At 58.9% G+C, this 21,421-nt stretch carries 22 protein-coding genes; 18 read left to right on the plus strand and 4 right to left on the minus strand.

Annotated elements, in window-relative coordinates; all coding sequences use genetic code 11:
• The 4 genes from ACKWJN_RS03880 to ACKWJN_RS03895 form a co-directional block, all read left to right on the plus strand.
• The coding region (locus tag ACKWJN_RS03880; RefSeq protein WP_408594695.1) for a TauD/TfdA dioxygenase family protein at positions 1–394 on the plus strand (394 nt) is incomplete at its 5' end.
• Complete coding sequence (locus tag ACKWJN_RS03885; RefSeq protein WP_408594696.1) at positions 391–1,305, plus strand: fumarylacetoacetate hydrolase family protein; 915 nt, start codon at positions 391–393, stop codon at positions 1,303–1,305. The genes ACKWJN_RS03880 and ACKWJN_RS03885, both read left to right, overlap by 4 nt.
• 50 nt (positions 1,306–1,355) lie before the next feature.
• Complete coding sequence (locus ACKWJN_RS03890) at positions 1,356–2,339, plus strand: Bug family tripartite tricarboxylate transporter substrate binding protein (RefSeq protein ID WP_408594698.1); 984 nt, start codon at positions 1,356–1,358, stop codon at positions 2,337–2,339.
• A 7-nt stretch (positions 2,340–2,346) separates the two neighbouring features.
• Positions 2,347–3,489 carry an alpha-hydroxy acid oxidase gene (locus ACKWJN_RS03895; RefSeq protein WP_408594700.1) on the plus strand — a complete coding sequence of 381 codons (1,143 nt, stop codon included), beginning with the start codon at positions 2,347–2,349 and terminating at the stop codon, positions 3,487–3,489.
• A gap of 45 nt (positions 3,490–3,534) precedes the next feature.
• On the opposite strand, the gene ACKWJN_RS03900 is transcribed toward ACKWJN_RS03895, so the two are convergent.
• Positions 3,535–3,960, minus strand: coding sequence for a GlcG/HbpS family heme-binding protein (locus tag ACKWJN_RS03900; protein WP_408594702.1), 426 nt, complete (start codon positions 3,958–3,960; stop codon positions 3,535–3,537).
• Positions 3,961–4,173: 213 nt separating this feature from the next.
• On the opposite strand from ACKWJN_RS03900, the gene ACKWJN_RS03905 reads away from it, so the two are divergent.
• Together ACKWJN_RS03905 and ACKWJN_RS03910 are read left to right on the plus strand one after the other, a co-directional pair.
• Positions 4,174–5,097, plus strand: a complete 924-nt coding sequence (locus tag ACKWJN_RS03905; RefSeq protein ID WP_408594704.1) for a 3-keto-5-aminohexanoate cleavage protein — start codon at positions 4,174–4,176, stop codon at positions 5,095–5,097.
• Positions 5,098–5,114: 17 nt separating this feature from the next.
• On the plus strand, positions 5,115–6,107 hold the full coding sequence (locus ACKWJN_RS03910) for a Bug family tripartite tricarboxylate transporter substrate binding protein (RefSeq protein WP_408594706.1): 993 nt from the start codon (positions 5,115–5,117) through the stop codon (positions 6,105–6,107).
• Positions 6,108–6,162: 55 nt separating this feature from the next.
• Here ACKWJN_RS03910 and ACKWJN_RS03915 read toward each other — a convergent pair whose 3' ends face one another.
• Both ACKWJN_RS03915 and ACKWJN_RS03920 read right to left on the minus strand, forming a co-directional pair.
• On the minus strand, positions 6,163–7,053 hold the full coding sequence (locus ACKWJN_RS03915) for an NAD(P)-dependent oxidoreductase (protein ID WP_408594708.1): 891 nt from the start codon (positions 7,051–7,053) through the stop codon (positions 6,163–6,165).
• Positions 7,054–7,075: 22 nt separating this feature from the next.
• A complete protein-coding gene (locus tag ACKWJN_RS03920) occupies positions 7,076–8,065 on the minus strand; it encodes a Bug family tripartite tricarboxylate transporter substrate binding protein (RefSeq protein WP_408594710.1) in 990 nt (329 codons plus the stop codon).
• Positions 8,066–8,221: 156 nt separating this feature from the next.
• On the opposite strand from ACKWJN_RS03920, the gene ACKWJN_RS03925 reads away from it, so the two are divergent.
• Together ACKWJN_RS03925 and ACKWJN_RS03930 are read left to right on the plus strand one after the other, a co-directional pair.
• Positions 8,222–9,415: an LVIVD repeat-containing protein gene (locus ACKWJN_RS03925; protein ID WP_408594712.1), complete on the plus strand. Its 1,194-nt coding sequence runs from the start codon at positions 8,222–8,224 to the stop codon at positions 9,413–9,415.
• 10 nt (positions 9,416–9,425) lie between these two features.
• Positions 9,426–10,484 (plus strand): CobW family GTP-binding protein, encoded by a 1,059-nt coding sequence (locus ACKWJN_RS03930; protein ID WP_408594714.1) that lies wholly within the window; start codon positions 9,426–9,428, stop codon positions 10,482–10,484.
• A gap of 45 nt (positions 10,485–10,529) precedes the next feature.
• Here the strand turns inward: ACKWJN_RS03930 and ACKWJN_RS03935 are convergent, their stop codons facing one another.
• Complete coding sequence (locus tag ACKWJN_RS03935; protein WP_408594716.1) at positions 10,530–11,537, minus strand: NAD(P)-dependent oxidoreductase; 1,008 nt, start codon at positions 11,535–11,537, stop codon at positions 10,530–10,532.
• 67 nt (positions 11,538–11,604) lie between these two features.
• On the opposite strand from ACKWJN_RS03935, the gene ACKWJN_RS03940 reads away from it, so the two are divergent.
• The 10 genes from ACKWJN_RS03940 (at position 11,605) to ACKWJN_RS03985 (ending at position 21,387) form a co-directional block, all read left to right on the plus strand.
• Positions 11,605–12,654 carry a Gfo/Idh/MocA family protein gene (locus tag ACKWJN_RS03940; protein ID WP_408594718.1) on the plus strand — a complete coding sequence of 350 codons (1,050 nt, stop codon included), beginning with the start codon at positions 11,605–11,607 and terminating at the stop codon, positions 12,652–12,654.
• A 17-nt stretch (positions 12,655–12,671) separates the two neighbouring features.
• Positions 12,672–13,358, plus strand: a complete 687-nt coding sequence (locus ACKWJN_RS03945) for a TetR/AcrR family transcriptional regulator (RefSeq protein WP_408594720.1) — start codon at positions 12,672–12,674, stop codon at positions 13,356–13,358.
• Positions 13,359–13,405: 47 nt separating this feature from the next.
• On the plus strand, positions 13,406–13,912 hold the full coding sequence (locus ACKWJN_RS03950; protein ID WP_408594722.1) for a flavin reductase family protein: 507 nt from the start codon (positions 13,406–13,408) through the stop codon (positions 13,910–13,912).
• A 32-nt stretch (positions 13,913–13,944) separates the two neighbouring features.
• Positions 13,945–15,033 carry an LLM class flavin-dependent oxidoreductase gene (locus ACKWJN_RS03955; RefSeq protein ID WP_408594724.1) on the plus strand — a complete coding sequence of 363 codons (1,089 nt, stop codon included), beginning with the start codon at positions 13,945–13,947 and terminating at the stop codon, positions 15,031–15,033.
• 30 nt (positions 15,034–15,063) lie between these two features.
• Positions 15,064–16,827, plus strand: a complete 1,764-nt coding sequence (locus tag ACKWJN_RS03960; RefSeq protein ID WP_408594726.1) for a CocE/NonD family hydrolase — start codon at positions 15,064–15,066, stop codon at positions 16,825–16,827.
• Positions 16,828–16,891: 64 nt separating this feature from the next.
• Positions 16,892–18,136 (plus strand): ABC transporter substrate-binding protein, encoded by a 1,245-nt coding sequence (locus ACKWJN_RS03965; protein WP_408594728.1) that lies wholly within the window; start codon positions 16,892–16,894, stop codon positions 18,134–18,136.
• A gap of 15 nt (positions 18,137–18,151) precedes the next feature.
• Positions 18,152–19,012, plus strand: coding sequence for a branched-chain amino acid ABC transporter permease (locus ACKWJN_RS03970; protein ID WP_408594730.1), 861 nt, complete (start codon positions 18,152–18,154; stop codon positions 19,010–19,012).
• Positions 19,009–19,947 carry a branched-chain amino acid ABC transporter permease gene (locus tag ACKWJN_RS03975; RefSeq protein WP_408594731.1) on the plus strand — a complete coding sequence of 313 codons (939 nt, stop codon included), beginning with the start codon at positions 19,009–19,011 and terminating at the stop codon, positions 19,945–19,947. The genes ACKWJN_RS03970 and ACKWJN_RS03975 overlap by 4 nt, the downstream gene beginning before the upstream one ends.
• On the plus strand, positions 19,944–20,684 hold the full coding sequence (locus ACKWJN_RS03980) for an ABC transporter ATP-binding protein (protein ID WP_408594733.1): 741 nt from the start codon (positions 19,944–19,946) through the stop codon (positions 20,682–20,684). The genes ACKWJN_RS03975 and ACKWJN_RS03980 overlap by 4 nt, the downstream gene beginning before the upstream one ends.
• Positions 20,674–21,387 carry an ABC transporter ATP-binding protein gene (locus ACKWJN_RS03985; RefSeq protein ID WP_408594735.1) on the plus strand — a complete coding sequence of 238 codons (714 nt, stop codon included), beginning with the start codon at positions 20,674–20,676 and terminating at the stop codon, positions 21,385–21,387. Before ACKWJN_RS03980 ends, ACKWJN_RS03985 begins: the two co-directional genes overlap by 11 nt.
• The last annotated feature ends 34 nt before the right edge of the window (positions 21,388–21,421 follow it).

A 21,421-nucleotide genomic window follows, 5' to 3' on the forward strand; every position in this document is an offset into this window, starting at 1 on the left:
ATCTACACGAGCCTTATCGTCGGCAGCGTCAGATGTGTATAAGAGACAGCCCCTGACCCCCGCACAACGCCAGGCCAAACCCCCCGTGTCACATCCGGCCATCTTGCGGCATCCCATCACAGGCAAGAAAGTGTTGTACGCCAATCCAGGCTACTCGATGCGCATCAACGAAATGCCTGAAGCGGAGAGCGAGCAAACCTTGGCGTTCTTGTTTGAGCACCAATTGCAAACCAAGTACCAGTACAAGCACCGCTGGCAAGTGGGCGATGTGTTGATGTGGGACAACCTGGGCACGCTGCACAACGCCGTGCCCGACTACCGTGCGTACGAGCCGCGCTACATCAAGCGCTGTCAAGTCATGGCCAATCGTTACTTTGACGCTGCCACCGTATGAAGCTCATCACCTACCACCACCAAGATGATTGGGTTCGCACGGGCGTTGTGGTGAACCAGCAGGTTTTGGATATTTCTGACTGGATCGAGGCCATGCCCGTGAGTGCCAGCGTTTCGGCGCACCATCAGCGCGTTGGGACCGCTGTACCGGTGGGTGGCATCCTGCGTTGGCTCAGTGCCGGCCCGCAAGCCATTGCCAAGTTACAAGACCACGTGGCCTGGGGCGCTGTGCCTCAAGTGGCACTGACCGATGTGCACCTGTACGCGCCGGTGCCGCGCCCCGGCAAGATCATTGGGGTGGGGCGCAACTATGCGGATCACGCCAAAGAAACGGGGGTGGCACCCTTTGAAAAGCCACGCATCATTTTCAAAATGCCCTCGTCGGTGGTGGCACCCGGTGCACCCGTGGTGCGACCTGCTGGTGTGACCAAGTTGGACTTTGAGTCAGAGTTGGCGGTGGTGATCGGGGCCTTTGGCCGCCACATTCCCGAGTCCCAAGCTTTGGAGCACGTGGCAGGTTACACCGTGCTCAACGATGTGAGTGCACGTGAGTTTCAGTTTGATATTTCGCCGGCCCAAACCACCTTCGCCAAGAGCATGGATGGCTTTTGCCCCATGGGCCCGTGGTTGGTGACGCGTGACGAAGTGCCCGACCCGCAGGCCTTGGAGGTGTCGTGCTGGCTCAATGGTGCGCGCATGCAGCACGGCCACACCGCCGACATGTTGTTCCCAGTCAAAACACTGGTGGCTTATGTCTCGCAGTTCATGACCCTGGAGCCGGGTGACGTGATCACCACCGGCACGCCCGCTGGCATTGGCGCATTTCGCCAGCCCCCGCTGTATTTGCAACCCGGTGACGAACTTCGCTTGGAAGTCACCGGTGTGGGCAGCATGACCCACGCGATTGCATGATGCGTGTTGCACCTGGCCAGTTTTTTTCACCACAACTCCAAGAGACACACATGACCCGTCAAACTTTCACCCGCTTGCTGAGCGTCTCGCTGCTGGCGCTGTGTGGCTGGACCCACGCTGCTGACGTGTACCCCAACAAGCCCATCCGTTTGTTGGTGGGGTTTTCAGCCGGTGGTCCCACCGATGTGATTGCACGTGTGTTGGCCAAAGACATGACCACCACGCTGGGCCAGTCGGTGGTGGTGGAGAACAAAGCCGGTGCCAGCTCGATGATCGCCACCCGTGAAGTGCGCAATTCAGCCCCCGATGGTTACACCTTGTTGTTCTCGTCTCTGGGCATGAACGTCAACCCCATCTTGCTGGGTGAGCAAGCGGGCTACAACCCCAAGACCGACTTCACCCCCATCTCCAATGCGGCGGTGTTGCCCATGGTGGTGGTGGCCGCCTATGACTCGCCCTTGCGCACCATCCCCGACTTGCTCAAGCAAGCCCGCAGCAAACCCGAAGCGGTGAGTTTTGCGTCGTCGGGCAGTGGCGGCTCGGGGCACTTGGCGGCTGAGTTGTTGGCCACCTCTGCCAAAGCCAAGATGCTGCACGTGCCCTACAAAGGCAATGGCCCCGCGTTGTTGGAGGTGATGGCAGGACGTGTGGATTTCATGATCTATCCGGTGGTGGGTTTGGCCGATTACGTCGCGACCAAGCGCGTGCATGTCTTGGCGGTGGGCACGGCCAAGCGCTTGGCGCAGTTTCCTGAGGCACCCACCATGGCTGAAGCGGGCTTTGGTGGTTTTGAAGAAACCGCGCCGTGGGTCGGTTTGATGGGCCCTGCCAAAACCCCGCAAGCGGTGGTGACCCGCTTGCACGACGCCATGACCAAAGCACTCGCCAAACCTGAGGTGCGGGTGCAGTTGGAAAAATTGGGCGCGGTCATCGTGGGTGACACACCGGCTGAATTTGCTGCGTTCTTGAAACGCGATTACGAGCGTTGGGACGGCGTGATCAAAGCCGCGGCAGTCAAAGCCGATCTGAACTGAACCGCCCATGACTGCCGCCTATTCCATCGCCGACTTGCGCGCTGCCGCTCAGCGCCGATTGCCACGTGCGATCTTTGATTTTTTTGACGGCGGAGCCGAGGACGAAATCACCCTTGCGGCCAATCGCGCGGCATTTCAACGCCACCGCTTTTTGCCACGGGTGTTGCAAGACGTGTCGCAGATCGACACCCGCAGTGAGATCTTTGGCCGCCCCATCGCCATGCCCATGGCCATTGCGCCCACCGGTGCGGTGGGCTTTGGTTATCCCGGAGGGGATGTCGCCATCGCCAAAGCCGCTGTGGCGGCGGGCATTCCCTACACCTTGTCAAGCACGGCCACAGCGTCAATTGAACGCATCGCCGATGCGGCGCCGGGCCGTTTGTGGTTTCAGGCCTACATCCTCAAAGACAAAGCATTTCTGGCGCGCTTGATTGAGCGGGCCCGCGTGGCCGACTACGAGGCCTTGATGATCACCGTGGACTTGCCCGTAGGCGGCAAGCGCGAACGCGACCAGCGCAACCACTTTTCGGTGCCTTTTCGTTTCACACCCAAGAACGTGTGGGACTTTGCACAAAAGCCGGGTTGGTGCTGGCACATGCTCAGCCGTGGCATGCCGGTGATGGAGAACCTGATTGGTTTGGACGACCAGGCCAAAAGCGCATCGAGCATGGCGTCGTCGGTGGGGCGCAATTACGACGCGTCTTTCGATTGGGCGGCCTTGCAAAAAATCCGGGACCTGTGGCCGCGTCAGCTCATCCTCAAAGGGGTGATGCATCCAGACGATGCCGACCGAGCTTGCGCCATGGGGTGTGATGCCTTGGTGGTGTCCAACCACGGCGGGCGTCAGCTCGATGGCGCCGTGGCCACACTCGACGCCTTGCCCGGTGTGGTTGAGGCCGCAGCGCACCGTGTGCCGGTGTGGGTCGATGGCGGTGTGCGCCGTGGTCAAGATGTGGTCAAGGCCAAAGCTCTGGGCGCAGGGGGTGTGCTGCTGGGGCGCGCCACTTTGTTTGGGGCCGTGTCGGACGGGGACCGCGGTGCGCAACGCGCGTTGGAGATTTTGCAGACCGAGCTGGTGCGCACCTTGCAACTTTGTGGCGTGCGCAGCGTGGCCGACATCACCCCGGCGTTGCTGGCCAAGATGGCTTAAGGGGACACCAAGGGCAGGGGGGCGACCCCCCCCTGGTCCACCGGCTTAGCCTGCAACCAGACCCGCAGCTTCGATGCCGGCGATGCAGATTTTTTCGTCTTCGTCACCGGTGCCGCCGCTCGCGCCCGCAGCACCCAAGATGTTGCCCTGTGCATCTTTGATCAACACGGCGCCGGGTTGGGGCAAGAACTGGCCATGCGATGTGGCCGACAAGGACACAAAGAAGTTGGGGTTGTCTTTGGCGCGCGTGGCCAACACGCGGCTGGACACACCCATGCCCACTGCACCCCAGGCTTTGGCCTTGGCAATGTCAAAGCGGAACATGCTGGCGCCGTCTTCACGCACATAGGTCACCAAGTCACCGGCTGGGTCGAGCACCGCGATGCCCATGGGTTGGTAGCCCGCCACGCGAGCGGCTTTGGCCGCTTCTTGTGCAATTTTCAGGGCAGCGTCGAGCGTGAGTTTGGACATGAGAATTCCTTGGAATGAAAGTGAAAAAAACAGCCAACAGCTTGGGCTGTTTGGGGGGTTGATTAGACAAGCAGATGCAGTGTCCACCTAGGCAACAGGTGTGCCGCATGCGACAGATTTTGGCATGTCCGCGCAGTGGCAGAGGGTTAACGCGCGTGTGAAAGCGGTCCGCGAGAAATACGATGTTTCGGTCTTAGTTGTCTACTGCGAACCATGTCCAAAGTCATCATCACCTGTGCTGTCACGGGGGCTATCCATACCCCGTCCATGTCGCCCTATTTACCGGTCACCCCAGAGGAGATCATCGAGGCCTCGGTCGGCGCCGCTGAAGCAGGCGCGGCCATCATCCATTTGCATGCGCGCGACCCAATCACCGGCAAGCCCGACCAAAGCCCCGAGGCCTTTGCCAAGTTCTTGCCGCAAATCAAAGCCCGCACCAACGCCGCGCTGAACCTCACCAGCGGTGGCTCGCCGTTCATGAAGATCGATGAGCGCATTCAGCCCTCGCTGCGCTTTGCACCTGAGGTGGCGTCGCTCAACATGGGCTCCATCAACTTTGCGTTGTTCCCGATGTTGGAGCGTTTCAAAACCTTCAAGCACCCCTGGGAGAAAGAGCACTTAGAGGGCAGCCGTGACTTGATTTTCCGCAACACCTTCAAAGACATCGAATACGCCTTGGCCGCCTGTGCCGCCAACGGCACGCGCTTTGAGCTGGAGTGCTACGACATTGGCCACCTTTACAACCTGGCGCACTTTGCCGAACGTGGCTTGATCAAGCCACCGTTTTTTGTGCAGTCGGTGTTTGGCATTCTGGGTGGCATTGGCGTGCACGAAGAAGACGTGATGCACATGAAACGCACCGCCGACCGCTTGTTTGGCAAAGACTACCAATGGTCGGTGCTGGGCGGCGGTCGCCACCAAATGCGCATTGCCACCTTGTCGATTGGCATGGGTGGCAACGTGCGTGTGGGCCTGGAAGACAGCTTGTGGCAAGGCAAAGGCACCTTGGCCAAAAGCAATGCCGACCAAGTGCGCCAGGTGCGCCAAATCATCGAGGGCCTGGGCCACGAGGTGGCCACGCCCGATGAGGCCCGTGAGATGCTGCAACTCAAAGGCAGCGCGCACGTCAAGTTTTAAACCCGAGGAGACACAACATGGCATTCACGAAACGACGCATGGTTCAGGCATTGGCCACTGGGCTGGTGGCGCTTGCCGCGCTCAGCAGCACTGCGGTGATGGCTCAGACGTATCCGTCCAAACCCATCAAGTTGATCGTGCCGTTCCCAGCCGGTGGCACCACCGACATCGTGGCGCGCATCGTGGCGCAGCGCATGAGCGAGACCATGGGCCAGCCCGTGGTGGTGGACAACAAGGGCGGTGCCGGTGGCGCCATTGGGGCTGACTTGGTGGCCAAGGCGGCGCCCGACGGCTACACGCTGTTGATGCACAACATTTCGTTCCCCTTGTCGTATGTGGCCCAGTCCTTGGCCAACCGTTCACCGTTCAATGCAGAGACAGACTTTGCCGGTGTGTCGATTGCGGTGTATGTGCCGTTCGTATTGACCGCCAACCCTGCCGTGCCCGCCAAAGATTTGCGTGAGCTGGCTAATTTGCTGAGGACCAACAAAAGCCTGCAATACAACTACGGCTCTACCGGCCCTGGCACTGCCGTCCACGTGTTGGGCGAAGCCTTCAAGCGCGATGCCAAGGTCGAGATGGAACACGTGCCGTTCAAAGGTGCGGCACCGCTCAAGCAAGAGTTGCTGAGTGGACGTCTTCAAATCGGTGGCGACCAGTTGTCATCGTCGTTGGCCGAAATTCGCAACGGCAGTTTGCGAGCCATTGCCACCACGGCCTCTAAACGCATTGCCAGCTTGCCCGATGTGCCCACGGTGCGCGAACTCGGCTTTGCTTCGCTGGAGCTGGAAGGTTGGAACGGCGTGTTTGCCCCCGCCAAAACGCCCAAAGACATCATTGAGCGCTTGCACAAAGAAATCGCCTCTGCCGTGCGCAACCCCGAGGTGATGAAGCGCTTGGCCGATTTGGGCGCCGACCCCGTGGGCTCCACCCCTGCCGAGCAAGACGCCATGCTGCGCCGTCAGATGGACCAGTTCCGTTCCGTCATCCGCGACATGAAGCTCGACTAAAAAAACAGGGCCACATCTTGGATGTGGCCCTGTGTGCATGAAGCGGCTTGTCTGATCAGGCCTTGCCGCCTTCACCGAGCCACCACACCAACAGCTTAGAGCAGTCGGAGGCATTGAGGCCGCTGTCTGCAGCCGCATCAAAACTCTTGAGCGTGGCTTCGGTCAAAGGGAGCTTGCGCTGATGCGCTTGCGCTTGGGCCAACATCGCGCGCACGTCTTTGCGCATGGTGGCCACGTCCACGGTGACCGCATCGTTCTTCTCGCCTGCCAAGGCTTGCGCAATCATGGGACCGCGCACTTTGAGCATATTGGGGCCGCCGGAAGATTCCGAAAAGACCTCAATCACCCGCTGTGGGTCCAAGCCCAAAGGTGCAATCAGCGACAGGGCTTCGCCCAAGGTCTGCCAGTACACCATCAGCGGCAGGTTGATGGCCAGTTTCATGGTGGCCCCTGAGCCGTGGGGGCCGACAAACTCAATGCGACGGCAGAGTTGCGTCAGCACGGCGTTGGCGCGTTCCAGGTGCTGTGCGTCACCGCCCACAAAGCCAATCAGCTTGCCATCTTTGGCAGGGCCTACGCTGCCACTGACAGGGCATTCCAAGTAGGCCGCATGCACGTTCTCGGCAAGCTTGGCCAACTCTTGCTGTTTGGCCGGTTTGACCGTGCTCATCTCAATGAACAGCTTGCCTTTGACGTCACCGCTGAGCAAACCTTGGGGGGACAGGTACACGTCGTCCAAGGCTTGTTCGTTGGTCACCAAACTTAGCACCACGTCGCAGTGCGCGGCCAATTCGGCGGGCGTTGCCGCCCAGCCAATGCCTGAGTCGATCAGGCCCTGGGCCCGCTCTTTGGAGCGGTTCCAGACCGTCACTGAATTGCCCAATGTGTGCAAGCGTGCAGCGATGACGCTGCCCATCTTGCCGGTTCCTGCTATGCCTATGCGCATGAATGAAAACTCACTTTAAAAATTAATCGGCTTTGATGTTGTTGTCGGCAATCAGCTTGGAATATTTGGCATGCTCGGCGGCCAAGAACGCTTTGAACTCGTCTTGCGTGCTGGCTTGTGCTTCCACACCCAAACCGGCAAAGCGGTCTTTCAAATCGGGGTTGGCCATGATCTTGACCAAGGCATCGTGGTAACTCTCCACAATGGCTTTGGAGGTGCCGGTGGGCAGGTACACGCCCCACCAGTTCACGGCCACCAAACCGGGCAGGCCCGCTTCGGCGAAGGTGGGGATGTCTGGGCTCATGGGTGAACGTTTGGCGCTGGTGATGGCCAATGCGCGCAAGCGACCGGTCTTGATGTGTTGGCTCACGGGCAGAGCGTCTGACACCATCATGTTGATTTGGCCTGCGATCAAGTCGTTCACGGCCAAGCCGCCCCCTTTGTAGGGCACGCCAATCATCTTTACGCCGGCTTGGCGCATGATCAATTCACCGCCCAAGTGCGCCATGCTGCCGGCACCGCTGGTGCCAAAGTTCAACACGCCGGGTTTGGCTTTGGCATCGGCCAGCAAATCAGCCAATGTTTTGTAGGGCGATGCGGCAGGCACCACCAAGATGTTGGGGCCGGTGGCGGTGAGAGAGACGGGGATGAAGTCTTTCTCCATGCTGTAAGGCACTTTGGTGATCAGCGGGTTCACTGCGGCTGGGCCTAAGTTGCCCACCACAAAGGTGTAGCCATCGGCGGGTTGACGCGCGGCGTATTCCATACCGATCGAGCCGGCTGCGCCGGGGCGACTTTCGATGATCACAGGTTGACCCCAGTGCTCGCTGAGTTTTTGTCCCATGATGCGAGCCATCAAGTCTGAGCTACCGCCGGGTGGATAGGTCACCACCAGCTTGACGGGTTTGTTTGGAAAACTTTGAGCTTGTGCCAAAGATGCCACGCAAGAGATGGCCAGCGCCATGAGCCATGCACTGTGTTTGATAACGCCTGATCGCAACACCGATTTCATTTTTTATCCTCTGTTTTCTTGGGTAAGTCACTTACGTGTCGATATACAAATCAACCTTCAAGTTATATTACAAAGCGTCAAAAATACAGAGAGTGATAACCCATGCTTCATGCGCCATCCCCCGCTTCACGTGCCGATCAGACCCTGTCACACAACATGAAATTGTTGGCCCACCATGAGCTGGCTGGCTTTGGTGGATTGGGCGAGGGCATGGGCATGCAGCTCACTTCGGACGGTCGCCGCATCTTGTGGTTGGCGCACGAATCAGCACCTAAAAACTTCTCCGGCGTAGATGTCACCGACCCGACAGCACCGAAGCTGATTGTGCAAACCGAGTTGCCGCACATGAAGCTGCGTTCCAATTCACTCGACGTGGTGGGCAACACCTTGGTGGTGGCTTACCAAGCTTCTGAAGTTGGCATCAAGCCAGCCGGTGTGGACATTTTTGATGTGAGCACACCCGAGACACCGCGCTTGCTGTCGCACTTTGATTGCTCTGGCCCCTACTCACGCGGCGTGCATGCGGTGTGGTTTGTGGACGGCAAATACATCCACATGTCCTCGGGTGCGCACGACTTTCAGCCACGCAATCCGCTGGATGACCAGTTCTACCGCATCGTTGATATCTCCGACCCCACGAACCCCGTTGAAGCGGGCCGCTGGTGGTACCCCGGCACCCGTGAAGGTGACGAGGCACCACCGCCTGCACGCTTGCCCAAGCAATTCGACACCGGTTTTCGCACCCACAACACCAACGTGTTCCCCGACCGTCCTGACCGTGCCTTTGTGGGCTACATCGACGGTGGTGCCGTGGTGCTCGACATCTCGGACATGAAAGACATCAAGGTGGTGTCTCAGTGGAACCACTCGCCACCTTTCAATGGGTTCACCCACACCGTCTTGCCTTTGTTTGACCGTGGCTTGTGGATCGTGAGCGACGAATGCGTGCAAGACAACGGCGCTGATTGGCCCAAGTTGGTGTGGGTGGTCGACGCCCGCAACGAAGCCAACCCTGTGCCCATTGGCACGTTCCCTGCGCCATCGTTTGAGGCATTCGCCAAACGCGGTGGCCGTTTTGGGGCGCACAACTTGCACGAGAACTTGCCTGGCCCCACCTCGTTTCGCTCCGACACCATCATCGTGGGTTCGTTCTTCAATGCGGGCGTGCGTGTGTACGACACCCGCAACCCTTACCAGGTGCAAGAGATTGCGTACTTTGTGCCCGGTGCGCCCAAGCTGTCACCGGCTGGCGCGATTCAGTTGAACGATGTGTACGTGGATGACCGCCGCATCGTCTACACCGTGGACCGTTTCACCGGTGGCCTCTACATTCTTGAGATGAACATCTGAAGACCCATCCGTGACTTGGCAACGCGACGCGCTGGCAGGAAAAATTCCTGTCACCCTCATCACCGGCTTTCTGGGCAGTGGCAAAACCACGCTGATCTCCAAATTGCTCAAGCACCCCGACATGCGGCGTGTGGCGGTGGTCATCAACGAAGTGGGCGAGATTGGCATTGACCATGACTTGGTCACCCTGTCCTCTGAGAACATCACCTTGCTGGCCAATGGCTGCATCTGTTGTTCGGTGCGCACCGACCTGCAAGAAACACTGCGTGACTTGTTCGCGCAACGCCGTGTGGGTGAGGTGTTTGACTTTGACCGTGTCATCGTAGAGACCACGGGCTTGGCCGACCCCGCACCCGTGGTGCAGACCCTGGCCAGTGACACCTTGCTGGAAGCGCAGTACCGGCTCGACGGCCTGATCACCTTGGTCGACGGCGTGCTGGGCCTGGGACAAATTCAAGACCAGACCGAAGCTGTCAAACAAATTGCGATTGCCGACAAGGTGTTCATCACCAAGTCGGACCTGGCCGATGCGCCCACGCTGCAAGCTTTGCGTGACGCCATTGGCACGCTCAACCCCAGAGCCAGCATCGACACCTTGGTCAACGGCGAGATTGAACCCCACGCCCTGATGGCATTGGGGCTTGCCAGTGCGCGTGCGGGTCAGCAGACTTTGCGGTTTTTGGGCGAGGCGCTCGATGGCTCGACCGCCACCGATGCACCCGAGGGCGGGCGTTATTTGGCGCAGGCGGCTGCCACGCATGACCGCTCGGTGCGCACGGTGTCCTTGCGTTTCAAACAGCCGTTCCAGTGGACGTCTTTTTCAGCCGCGCTGGAGTTGCTCAGCACCTTGCGCGGTCCTGATTTGTTGCGCGTCAAAGGCATCGTCAATGTGGATGGCAAACCGGTGGTGGTGCAGGGGGTGCAGCATATTTTTCACACCCCCGTGGAGCTGGACCGTTGGCCCAGTGCTGACACCGATTCACGGCTGGTGTTCATCACCCGCAACATCGAGGCCGATGTGATTCGCAATTTGTTTGCGGCCGTGGGGGCGGTCACGCCTGCTGCCTGAAGCGATGGGCTTGGCGTTTGGCGCGCCAAGCCGCTGGCCTTGCCTTTATTTGGCCTTGGCTTTCACTTGGGGTTTTGCTTTGGCTTTGGCCGCTTTCTTGGGCACACACATGTGCGACAGCACATCAAACACCGCTGCGGTGTCGTTCTCGGCATGGCCCAAACCCATGGCGGCGTTGTAGACCGGGATGGTGGCCGCAAACAAGGGCGCTGCGGTGTGCGTTTGGGCCAAAGCCGCGCCGATCAGCTTCATGTCTTTTTGCCACACCGACACCTTCATGGTGGCTTGGTCCCAGCTTTGGTTGACCATCATGGGGCCGCGCACATCGAGCATGCGTGAGCCACCGGCACCGTCGGCCAGCACTTTCACGGCCACGTCGGGCGCAATGCCAAAGCGCTCGCCAAACAGCAACACTTCAGCCGTCGACACGTTGTGGATGGCCACCAACAAATTGGCCATCAGTTTCATCTTCATGCCGTTGCCAAAGTCACCCAAGTAATAGTTGGCTTTGGCAAAGCCTTCAAACACCGGGGCGAGTTGCTTCACGGCTTTGGCCGGGCCGCTGGAGTAGACCGACAGGTCTTTGCGCACCGCTTGTGCGCCCGTGCCAGACAAGGGGCAGTCGAGCAGGGTGATGCCTTTTTTGGCCAATATCTTTTGGGCGGCAATTTTGTCGTCGATGTCGAGCGTGCTGGTGTCGACCACCAGCAAACCTTTTTTGCCCGTCAGCGCCACGGCATGAGAGGCATCGATCAAGGCTTGAGCATGGGGCAAGGATGAAATGATCACATCCACCTGGGACGCCAACTCGCCCATGCTTGCGCAAGGTGTGCCACCTGCTTTTTTCAACCGTGCGCGCGCTGCATCGGTGGGATCAAAGCCAAACACCGCAAACCCAGCCTTCAACAAATTGCCCGACATGGCCGAGCCCATGATGCCCAAGCCAAGAAAGCCAATCTTGGTGGCGTTCGCCTGAGTCGGCGTGGTTGTGACGGCGGTTAGGGCGCTGGACTTTGTTGTTTTGCGAGGGCTCGTTTTTGTTTTGGTGGTCATTTGATCTCCTATTTGGTGTAAATTCGTGCAGAGTCTAAAACAAGAACCCATTTCAGGAGACACCGCTGTGACAAGCCCAACCCAATCCCCCTCTTCACGCCAACCGGTCCGCATGGGCCTGGTGGGCTACGGCTGGTGGGGCAAGACCATTGCCAAACAAATTGCCAGCTCCAACCTCATGTCGTTGGTGGCAGTGGTGGAGGTGAGTGCCGAGTTGCGCCAGCAAATGGCCGCCGATCCTGTGTTGCAGGGCGTGCAGGTGCTGGACAGCTTTGACGCGTTTTTGCAAATCGCCGAGATGGAGGCGGTCATTCTGTGCACGCCCCACCAGCAGCACGCCGACCAAATTGTGGCGGCTGCCGACGCTGGCAAGCACGTGTTTTGCGAAAAGCCTTTGTGCCTCACCGTGAAAGATGCCCAACGCGCGATTGCAAGTTGCACCCAGCACCAGCGGGTCTTGGGCATTGGCCATGAGCGGCGCTTTGAGCCCTCGGTGATCGAGTTGCGCCGCGAGATCGAGGCCGGTACCTTTGGCACCATCTTGCAAATTGAGGCCAACTTCAGCCAAGACAAATTCTTTGCCCTGCCCAAAGACAATTGGCGCTTATCCAACCAACACGCACCGGTGGGCCCGCTCACCGCCACAGGCATTCATTTGGTGGACTTGGCGATTGCCATCTTGGGCCCGAGCGAGGCTGTCTGGGCGCGCTTGGCCACACGCGGCTCTGAGTTTGAAAATGGCGACACCTTGGGGCTGATGCTGGCCTTCCCGGGCGGCGCCAATGCCTTGATCAGTGCCATCTTGGCCACGCCATTTGAAGGACGTTTTGCCGTGTATGGCTCCAAAGGCTGGTTTGAAATTCGGGACCGCACCCACCCAGAAAACCCCACGGGTTGGGACATCAAGCGCGTCATGCAAGGCCAGGCACCGGTCACCAGTTTTGCCGCACCTCACCCCACGGTGTTGGCCAACCTGGAAGCCTTTGCATGCGCCATTCGCCATGAGCGACCTTATCCGGTGACACACCGCGAGTTGCTGGCCAATGTGGCAGCCTTAGAGGCCATCATGACTTCGGCGGTCTCGCACAAGATCGAGCCCGTGACATCGCCAGACTGATGGGCAGGCTCGGGATGATGGTGAAAAAAGACACCCCTGAAAAGAAACGCCTCAGCAGCCAAGAGCGCGAGCAGCAGATCGCGCGCGGCGCGGTGGAGTTCTTTGCCGAAGTGGGTTTCAGTGGCGACACGCGTGAGTTGGCGCGGCGCTTGGGGGTGACGCAGTCGCTGATCTACAAATACTTTCCCAACAAAGAAGCCTTGATTGACCGGGTCTACGAAGAGGTGTACCTCGGACGTTGGAATCCGTTTTGGGAGTCGGTCATCCAAGACCGCAGCATTGCTTTGGAAGAGCGCTTGGTCAGCCTCTACATCGAATACTCCAAGGCCGCATTGACCCGTGACTGGGTGCGCATCTTCATGTTTTCGGGTTTGCGTGGCGAGAGCATCAACAAAAAATACCTCGACGTCTTGCGCAGCCGAATTTTGGAGCCGGTCGCGGCCGAGTTGCGCCACGAGTTGAAGCTGCCAACGGTCAAAGAGTTGCCGCTCAAAACGGCCGAGATCGAACTGGTGTGGAGCATCAATGCGCGCATTTTTTACTTTGGTCAGCGGCGCTGGATTTTCAATGTGCCCATTGAGGACGATGTGGACGACATGATCCGGGTGACCATCGCGCACTTCATGGCCGGGGCTCGCGTGGTGTTGCCCCAAATCTTGGGCATGACGCCCGACAAGAAACCTCGAAATAAAGTGCGCGCCTAGGGAAAACACTGATGCTGTTGATCACGTGATCACTTTAAAGTGATCATATGAACACCAAGCAGCCTGTTTTTGACCCGCGCGACTTGCGCCACGCATTCGGAAGTTTCGGAACCGGCGTCACTGTGGTGACCTCGGGCCATGCGCAGACCCGATTGGTGGGCGTGACCGCCAACTCATTCAGTTCAGTTTCTCTGGACCCGCCCATTGTTCTTTGGAGCTTGGTCAAAGGCTCCCCCAGCTTGGATGTGTTCGACCAAACCGGTCGCTTCGTCATCAACATCTTGGCGCTGGACCAAGTCGACTTGTCCAAACGTTTTTCAAGTGCGGGTCTGACCAACAAATTCGAGGGTGTGAACCACAGCTTGGGCCTCGATGGCCTGCCCGTATTGAACGACTGCGTGGCAACCCTGGAATGCAAAACCACCGAACGCTTGGTGGTGGGAGACCACATCTTATTTTTGGGTCAAGTGGAGCGCTATGCCTATGAGCGCAAACCCACGTTGCTCTTTTGCCAAGGCAGCTATGTGCAGGGTGCTGAATACAGCGTGGCCTGAGCGCCTCAAACCAACCATTCAAGGAGAAGACATTGAAACACAGCATGTTCATGATGCCATTGCACCCGCCCGGACGAAACATTGGCGAGACTTTGGCAGAGGACCGCGAAGCCATTCTCTTGGCGGACCGTTGCGGTTACAGCGAAGCTTATGTCGGCGAACACGTCACCGATGCGGCTGAGACCGTGACCTCGAGCATGATTTTTTTGGCCAGCTTGATCTCTGAAACCAAGCAAATCATGCTGGGCACCGGCACCATCAACATGCCCAATGCCCATCCTGCGGCAATCGCCGCTCAAGCAGCGATGATGGATCACATGCTCAAGGGCCGTTTCATCATGGGCATCAGCCCAGGCGGCTTGATGTCGGATGCCGAGGTGTTTGGCAACTTTGGCAAAGACCGCAACGCGATGTTTGTCGAGAGCATCAACATGGTGCTCAAAATTTGGGAATCGGATCCACCGTACGACATCGAAGGCGAGTTCTGGAAAGTCTCTGTCGGTAAAACCATGCTGCCTGAAATCGGCCAAGGCTTCATCATGAAGCCCTACCAGCGGCCGCACCCCCTGATCGTGGGCACCGCCGTGGCCCCGTTCTCCAAGGGTGTGACCGAAATGGCCAAGCGCGGCTGGCAGCCTATTTCTGCCAACTTCTTGATGCCTGAATGGGTCAAGACCCACTGGCCCAAGTATGTGGAAGGTCGTGACGCCGTCGGTTCTGTCGCCAGCCCCAGCGAATGGCGCGTGGCCAAGAGCATTTTTGTGGCTGACGACGACGCCACCGCCAAGCGCTATGGCTTGGAGGAGGGGGGGCCCTACCATTTCTATTTCAAGCAGTTGGTGCGCAAGATGCTCAACGGCGGGCGCAGCAATTTGTTCAAGACCGACCCCAACATGGACGACGCCTTGGTCACCCCAGAATACGTGACCAACCGCTTGGTGTTGGCCGGTACCGTGAACTCGGTGGTGGATCAGATCTTGGCCTTTCGCGAACAAGTGGGCGACTTTGGCAACCTCTTGTACGCCTGCCACGACTGGATGGACCCCGCCTTGGGCAAGCGCTCGATGGAGCTGTTTGCCAACGAGGTGATGCCACGTGTCAACGCCGCCATCGGCCACTGACCCATCTTGTTGAATGCGTTGGAGACCCACTTGACCGCCCTCAACGACAGCACATTCACCGAAGTCCGTGCCGGCATGACCATCGATTGGGATGTCCCGATTCAAATGGACGATGGACTGGTCTTGCGTGCCGACGTGTTTCGCCCCATCGCACCGGGCCAGTACCCGGTGCTGTTGAGTTACGGGCCCTACGCCAAAGGTTTGGCATTTCAAGAGGGCTACCCCAGCGCTTGGCAAAAGATGGTCAGCGAGCACCCCGATGTGCCGCATGGCTCGTCCAACCTGTTTCAAAACTGGGAAGTGGTCGACCCTGAAAAATGGGTGCCCGATGGTTATGTGTGCGTGCGCGTTGACTCGCGTGGCTGTGGTCGTTCACCTGGCTATGTGGACCATTTTTCGCCGCGCGAAACCGATGACTTTGTGGCGTGTATCGAGTGGGCGGGTCAGCAAGCTTGGAGCAGTGGCAAAGTGGGTTTGTCGGGCGTGTCTTACTTTGGCATCAACCAGTGGCAAGTGGCCAGCCGCCAACCCAAGTACCTGAGTGCCATGTGCATTTGGGAGGGTGCAGCCGACTGGTACCGCGACATGACACACCACGGTGGCATCTTGTCCACCTTCTGGGACAACTGGTACGACATGCAAGTCAAAACCGTGCAACACGGTGTCGGCGAGCTTGGCCCCAAAAGCCCGGCCACAGGTGCCTGGGTGTGTGGGGACGTCACCCTGTCAGACAGCGAGTTGGCCGCCAACCGCTGCCAGTTCGGACAAGACATCTTGTCGCACCCCGAAGACGACGCCTACCACCGCGAGCGGTCGGCCCAATGGGACAAGATCACCGTGCCGTTTTTGTCGGCTGGCAATTGGGGTGGCCAGGGCTTGCATTTGCGTGGCAATTCCGAGAGCTTCATGCGCGCCGCCTCCAAGCACAAGTGGCTGGAGATGCATGGCCTAGAGCACTGGACCCACTTCTACACCGACTACGGCCTTCAGATTCAAAAGCGTTTCTTTGCCCACTTCCTCAAAGGCGAGGCCAACGGGTGGGACCAAGAGCCGCCGGTGCGCGTGCAAGTGCGCCACCCCAAGCACTTTGAGGAACGCACCGACAGCAGCTGGCCCTTGCCGCAGACGCAATGGACCAAGATGTATTTGTCGGTCCAGGACCAGTCTTTGTCTGAGCAGCATTCAGCCGCAGCAGGGCGCTTGAGTTTTCAGGCCATGGGCGATGGTTTGAGTTTTGTGTCGGCTCCGCTGAGCCACGACATGGAGTTGACCGGCCCATTGGCCGCGCAACTCACGGTGTCGTCGAGCACCACGGACGCCGATGTGTTTTTGGTGCTGCGTGTCTTGACGCCCGACCTGCGCGAAGTCACTTTTGCCGGTGCCATCGACCCGCACACGCCCGTGGCCCAAGGTTGGTTGCGCGCGTCGCATCGCGCGCTGGATGCCGAGCTGACGCGCCCCTACCGCCCTTACCACACGCACACCCAAGCCCAGCCTTTGACGCCAGGTCAAGCGGTCACGCTGGACGTGGAGCTGTGGCCCACCTCCATCGTCATCCCGGCGGGCCACCGCTTGGCACTGTCGGTGCGTGGGCGCGATTACATCTATGCCGAAAAAACCGGTTTGAAGTTGTCCAACTTCAAAAACGAGTTGCTGGGCTGCGGACCCTTCTTGCACAACGACTCACGGGATCGCCCGCACGGTGTGTTTGCAGGGGAAACTACCCTGCACTTTGATGCCGACGCGCAGCCATACTTGCTGCTGCCCGTCATCCCGCGAGGGCGCCATTTGTAACTTCCCGCAGAGGAAGCGTGAGAGCCAAGTTTTTCATTCACAGCATCCACATCAGGAGACATTCATGACGACAAGACGCGACTTTTTACAAACCACGGCAGCCGCCGGTATGACCATGGCCTTGCCCATGGCCGCACAAGCGCAAGCGGGTGAGGGCATTCGCTTGGGCCTGTTGACCGTCAAAACCGGCCCTCTGGCCTCGGGCGGTATCGACATGGAGCGCGCCTTGGTCATGTACTTGGCTGAACGCAACAACATGATGGCTGGGCAAAAAGTGCAGCTGTTTGTGGCCGACACCGGCGGCGTCCCCGCCACGGCCAAGTCCAAAGTGCAAGAGTTGGTCGAACTCAACAAGGTGCATGTGTTGATGGGCCCGTTGGCTGCGTTCGAGGCCTTGGCCATTGACGACTACATCAAGGCACAAAAAATACCCACCTTGTCGGTGGCTGCGGCCGACGACATGACCCAGCGCAAGCCCAACCCTTGGTTTGTGCGCGCCACCTCGTCGTCGTCACAGTGCTCGCATGTGATGGCCGACCATTGCGCCAAAACCTTGAAGTTCAAGCGCATGGCCATGATCGCCGACGACATTGCCTACGGCCATGAAATGAACGCAGGCTTTCAGCGCGTGTTCGAAGAAAACGGCGGCAAGATCGTTCAAAAAATGTTCCCACCGCTCACGGCGCCTGACTACGGCAGCTTCCTGGCCCAACTCAAGACCGATGTGGATGGCATCTTTTTGGGCTTTGCCGGCTCCAACGGTTTCCGCTTTGTGCGCCAGTTCAACGAATACGGTCTGCGCAACAAGATGACCATTGTGGGTGGCATGACCGCACTCGACGAAGCCGTGTTGCGCAACATGGGTGACGAAGCCTTGGGCATCCAAACCGTGTGCTGGTACTCCGCCGAGTTGGACAACCCCATCAACGCCAAATTTGCGCCCGCCTTCCGCAAACAGTTCAGCTACGACCCCGGTTACTACGCCTCGGGCACCTATGTGAGTGGTGCGATTTTGGAAGCCGCCGTCAAAGCCATTGGTGGCAAAGTCAACGACCGCGACGCCTTGATGGCCGCTTTGAAGAAGACCAACATCGCCACCGCCCGCGGCAACGTGAAGTTCGACGAATTTGGCAACGTGGTGGGCGATGTCTACATCCGCCAAGTGGCACGCAAAGAAGGCCGCTTGGTCAATTCGGTGATCAAGACCTATCCCAACGTGAGCCAGTTCTGGAACTACGACCCCAAGCAGTTCTTGGCCAACCCGGTGTACTCGCGCGATTGGCCACCGGCCAAGAACCTCGAGTCTTAAACCACAAGGCTCATCATGCAGATTTGGGTCATCCAAACCCTCAACAGTCTGGCATTCGGAGGGCTGCTGTTCATGCTGTCCTCCGGATTTGCGCTCATCTTCGGTTTGATGCGCATTGCCAACCTGACCCATGGGTCGTTGTTCATGCTCGGCGCTTATGTGGCGGCCACGATGATTCGCGAAGGCCACGGCCTGGTGCTGGCCGCTTGTGCGTCCATGCTCACCATGGCGGTGGTCGGCGGTTTGATCGAACGTTTCATCTTGCGTCGCCTTGCCAACAACGCCCAAGGCCAGGTGCTGGCCACCTTGGGGCTGTCGTTTGTGGTGGCCGATCTGTGCCTGATGTTGTGGGGCGGTGACCCCTTGCCGATCCAAACCCCATCGATGTTTCAAGCCCCCATGGAAATGTTCAACCTGAGGTTTCCCACTTACCGCTTGGTGGTGTTGGGCTTTTCTATCGTGGTGGGTGTGCTGCTGTATTTGCTGATGGAGCGCACCCGTCTGGGGGCCATGATTCGTGCCGGTGTGGACGACATGCCCATGGCGCGCGCCGTGGGCATTCCGGCCTCGGGCTTGTTCACCACGGTGTTTTGCTTGGGCGCTGCGTTGGCAGGTTTGGGCGGGGCCTTGGGTGGACCGATCTTCAATGCCTATCCGGGCCTCGACGCCGACATGTTGCCGCTGGCTTTGATCGTGGTGATTCTGGGCGGCGTGGGCAGTTTGGTGGGCACCTTTGTGGCCAGTTTCATTGTGGGCTTCATCTACACCTTTGGCATTGCCCTGGTGCCTGATCTGGCCTACGTCATCTTGTTTCTGCCCATGGTGGTGGTCATTGCCTTCAAGCCGCAAGGCCTCTTTGGAAGAGTCACAACATGAACCGTACAGGGGTGCTGTTGGGCATCATTTTTCTCGCTGCGCTGCCCTTGGTTTCAGGCGAATACTTCGTCAACCTGGGCAGCCAAATCCTCATTGCCGTCATCTTTGCGTCCAGCCTCAACCTGTTGGTGGGCTACGCCGGGTTGACGTCGCTCGGGCACGCCACTTACATGGGCTTGTCGGCCTACATCTCGGCTTGGTTGTCGATCAAGATGGGGCTGGACCACACCATCACGGCCCCTGCGGCCTTGCTGCTCACCACCTTGATCGGCATGGTGTTTGGTTGGATCGCTTTGCGTGCCACAGGGCTGGGCTTTTTGATGTTGACCTTGGCGCTGTCGCAAATCGTCTGGGGCTTGGGCTACCGCTGGGTCTCGGTCACCAACGGTGACAACGGCCTGTCGGGTCTGACCCGACCTCATCCCTTTGGCATTGACTTGGACATCAGCAACAACTTTTACTGGTTTGCGCTGGTGATCACCTGTGTGTGCGTGTATGCCATCAGCGTGCTGATTCGCTCGCCCTTTGGCGCCTCGATCCGTGGCACCCGCGATCAGGCGCGGCGCATGAGTGCGTTGGGCTACAACGTGTGGGCCATTCGGTGGACGACCTTTGTGATCGCCAGTTTCTTGGGGGCGGTGGCCGGTTTGCTGTATGTCTATTTCCACAAATACATCCACCCGAGTGTGATGGCCATCACCGTCTCTGCCGAGGCCTTGCTGTGCGTGATCGCGGGTGGCTCTGGCACCTTGGTCGGCCCCTTGCTCGGTGCTCTGGTGGTGGTGATGCTCAAGAACTACGCCTCGGCGTATGTGGAGCGCTGGAACATGCTGTTGGGGCTGGTGTTTTTGTTCATCGTGATCTTCATGCCCGCAGGCCTGGTGTCTGCGGTGGATGTGTGGAAGAAACGTTTTCATGGCGGGAGCAAGGCATGACCTACGCACTTGAAATCAGCCATCTGTGCAAAAGCTTTGGCGGCGTCAAGGTCACGCAAGACGTGTCATTTGTTGTCAAGCCCGGTGAACGCCGACTCATCATTGGCCCCAATGGCGCCGGCAAAACCACGCTGTTCAACCAAATCTCAGGCGACTTGCAGCCCGACTCCGGCACCATCAAAGTCTTTGGTGAAGACGTGACCCACCAACCTGTGCACCGGCGTGCGCATGCGGGCGTGAGCCGTACCTACCAAATCATCACCTTGTTTTCCAAAGACACCTTGCTGCACAACGTGGCCTTGTCGCTCCTGGGTGTGAGCGCGCGGCGTTTTCAGGCCTTCAAGCCGTTGAAGCTCGACGACACGCTCTATGCCCAGGCTGAGACCATTTTGGCGTCCGTGGGTTTGAAAGACAGTGCGCACTTGGCGGCCAGTGAAATCTCTTATGGCGAACAACGCCGGGTCGAGATTGCGGTGGCCATGGCCCAGTCGCCGCGCTTGTTGTTGCTCGATGAGCCGCTGGCGGGTTTGTCGCATGACGAACGCATCATCGTGCGGGACCTGGTGGCGGCGCTCCCCAAGTCCACCACCATCGTGATGATTGAACACGACATGGATGTGGCCCTGGCTTTTGCAGAGCAGATCGCTGTGCTGCACTACGGCAGTTTGATTGTGGAAGGTGACCGCGAAACCGTGGTCAACCACCCGCGTACCCGGGAGGTCTACCTTGGCCATTGATTTGTTGACACTGGATGCCATCCACGCCCATTACGGCGACAGCCATGTGTTGCATGGGGTGTCGTTCTCTCTGAAAAAAGGCCATGTGCTGGCCTTGCTGGGCCGCAATGGTGCTGGCAAAACCACCACCATGCTCACCTTGTCGGGGCTGCTGCCCTGCACGGGAGGGCAGGTGCTGCTCGGTGGTCAGTCGATTGGCGCGCTGCCGCCCGAAGCCATTGCCAAACGTGGCATCCGCTTGGTGCCACAAGGCCGGCGTGTGTTTGCCAGCCTGAGCGTGGAAGAGAACCTCATCGTGGCCGAACAAAACCGCGACATCGCCCACCCTTGGACGTTGGCGCGGGTGTACGACTTGTTCCCGCAGCTGCTGCCACGCCACAAGCAACGTGCAGGCACTTTGTCGGGCGGCGAGCAACAGATGCTGGTGATTGGCCGCGCCTTGATGGGCAACCCCGATGTGCTGCTGCTCGACGAGCCCTCGGAAGGTTTGGCCCCCCTGATCGTGGCCGAGGTGTCACGCGGCATCGCCAAACTCAAGTCAGAAGGTTTGTCCATCATCTTGGTGGAGCAAAACTTCGAACTCGCCATGGGCTTGGCCGACGACATCGTGGTGCTCAACACCGGTGAGGTGGCCTTTGCCGGCACCCATGATGCGGTGCGTGCCAACCCTGAATTAGCCACACGCCACTTGGGCGTGTTCTGACCTTTTCCATTTATCCCAAACTTCAAAGGACAAA

Origin of the sequence: Limnohabitans sp. (genome assembly GCF_046052825.1) — a bacterium.
GTDB lineage: Bacteria > Pseudomonadota > Gammaproteobacteria > Burkholderiales > Burkholderiaceae_C > Limnohabitans.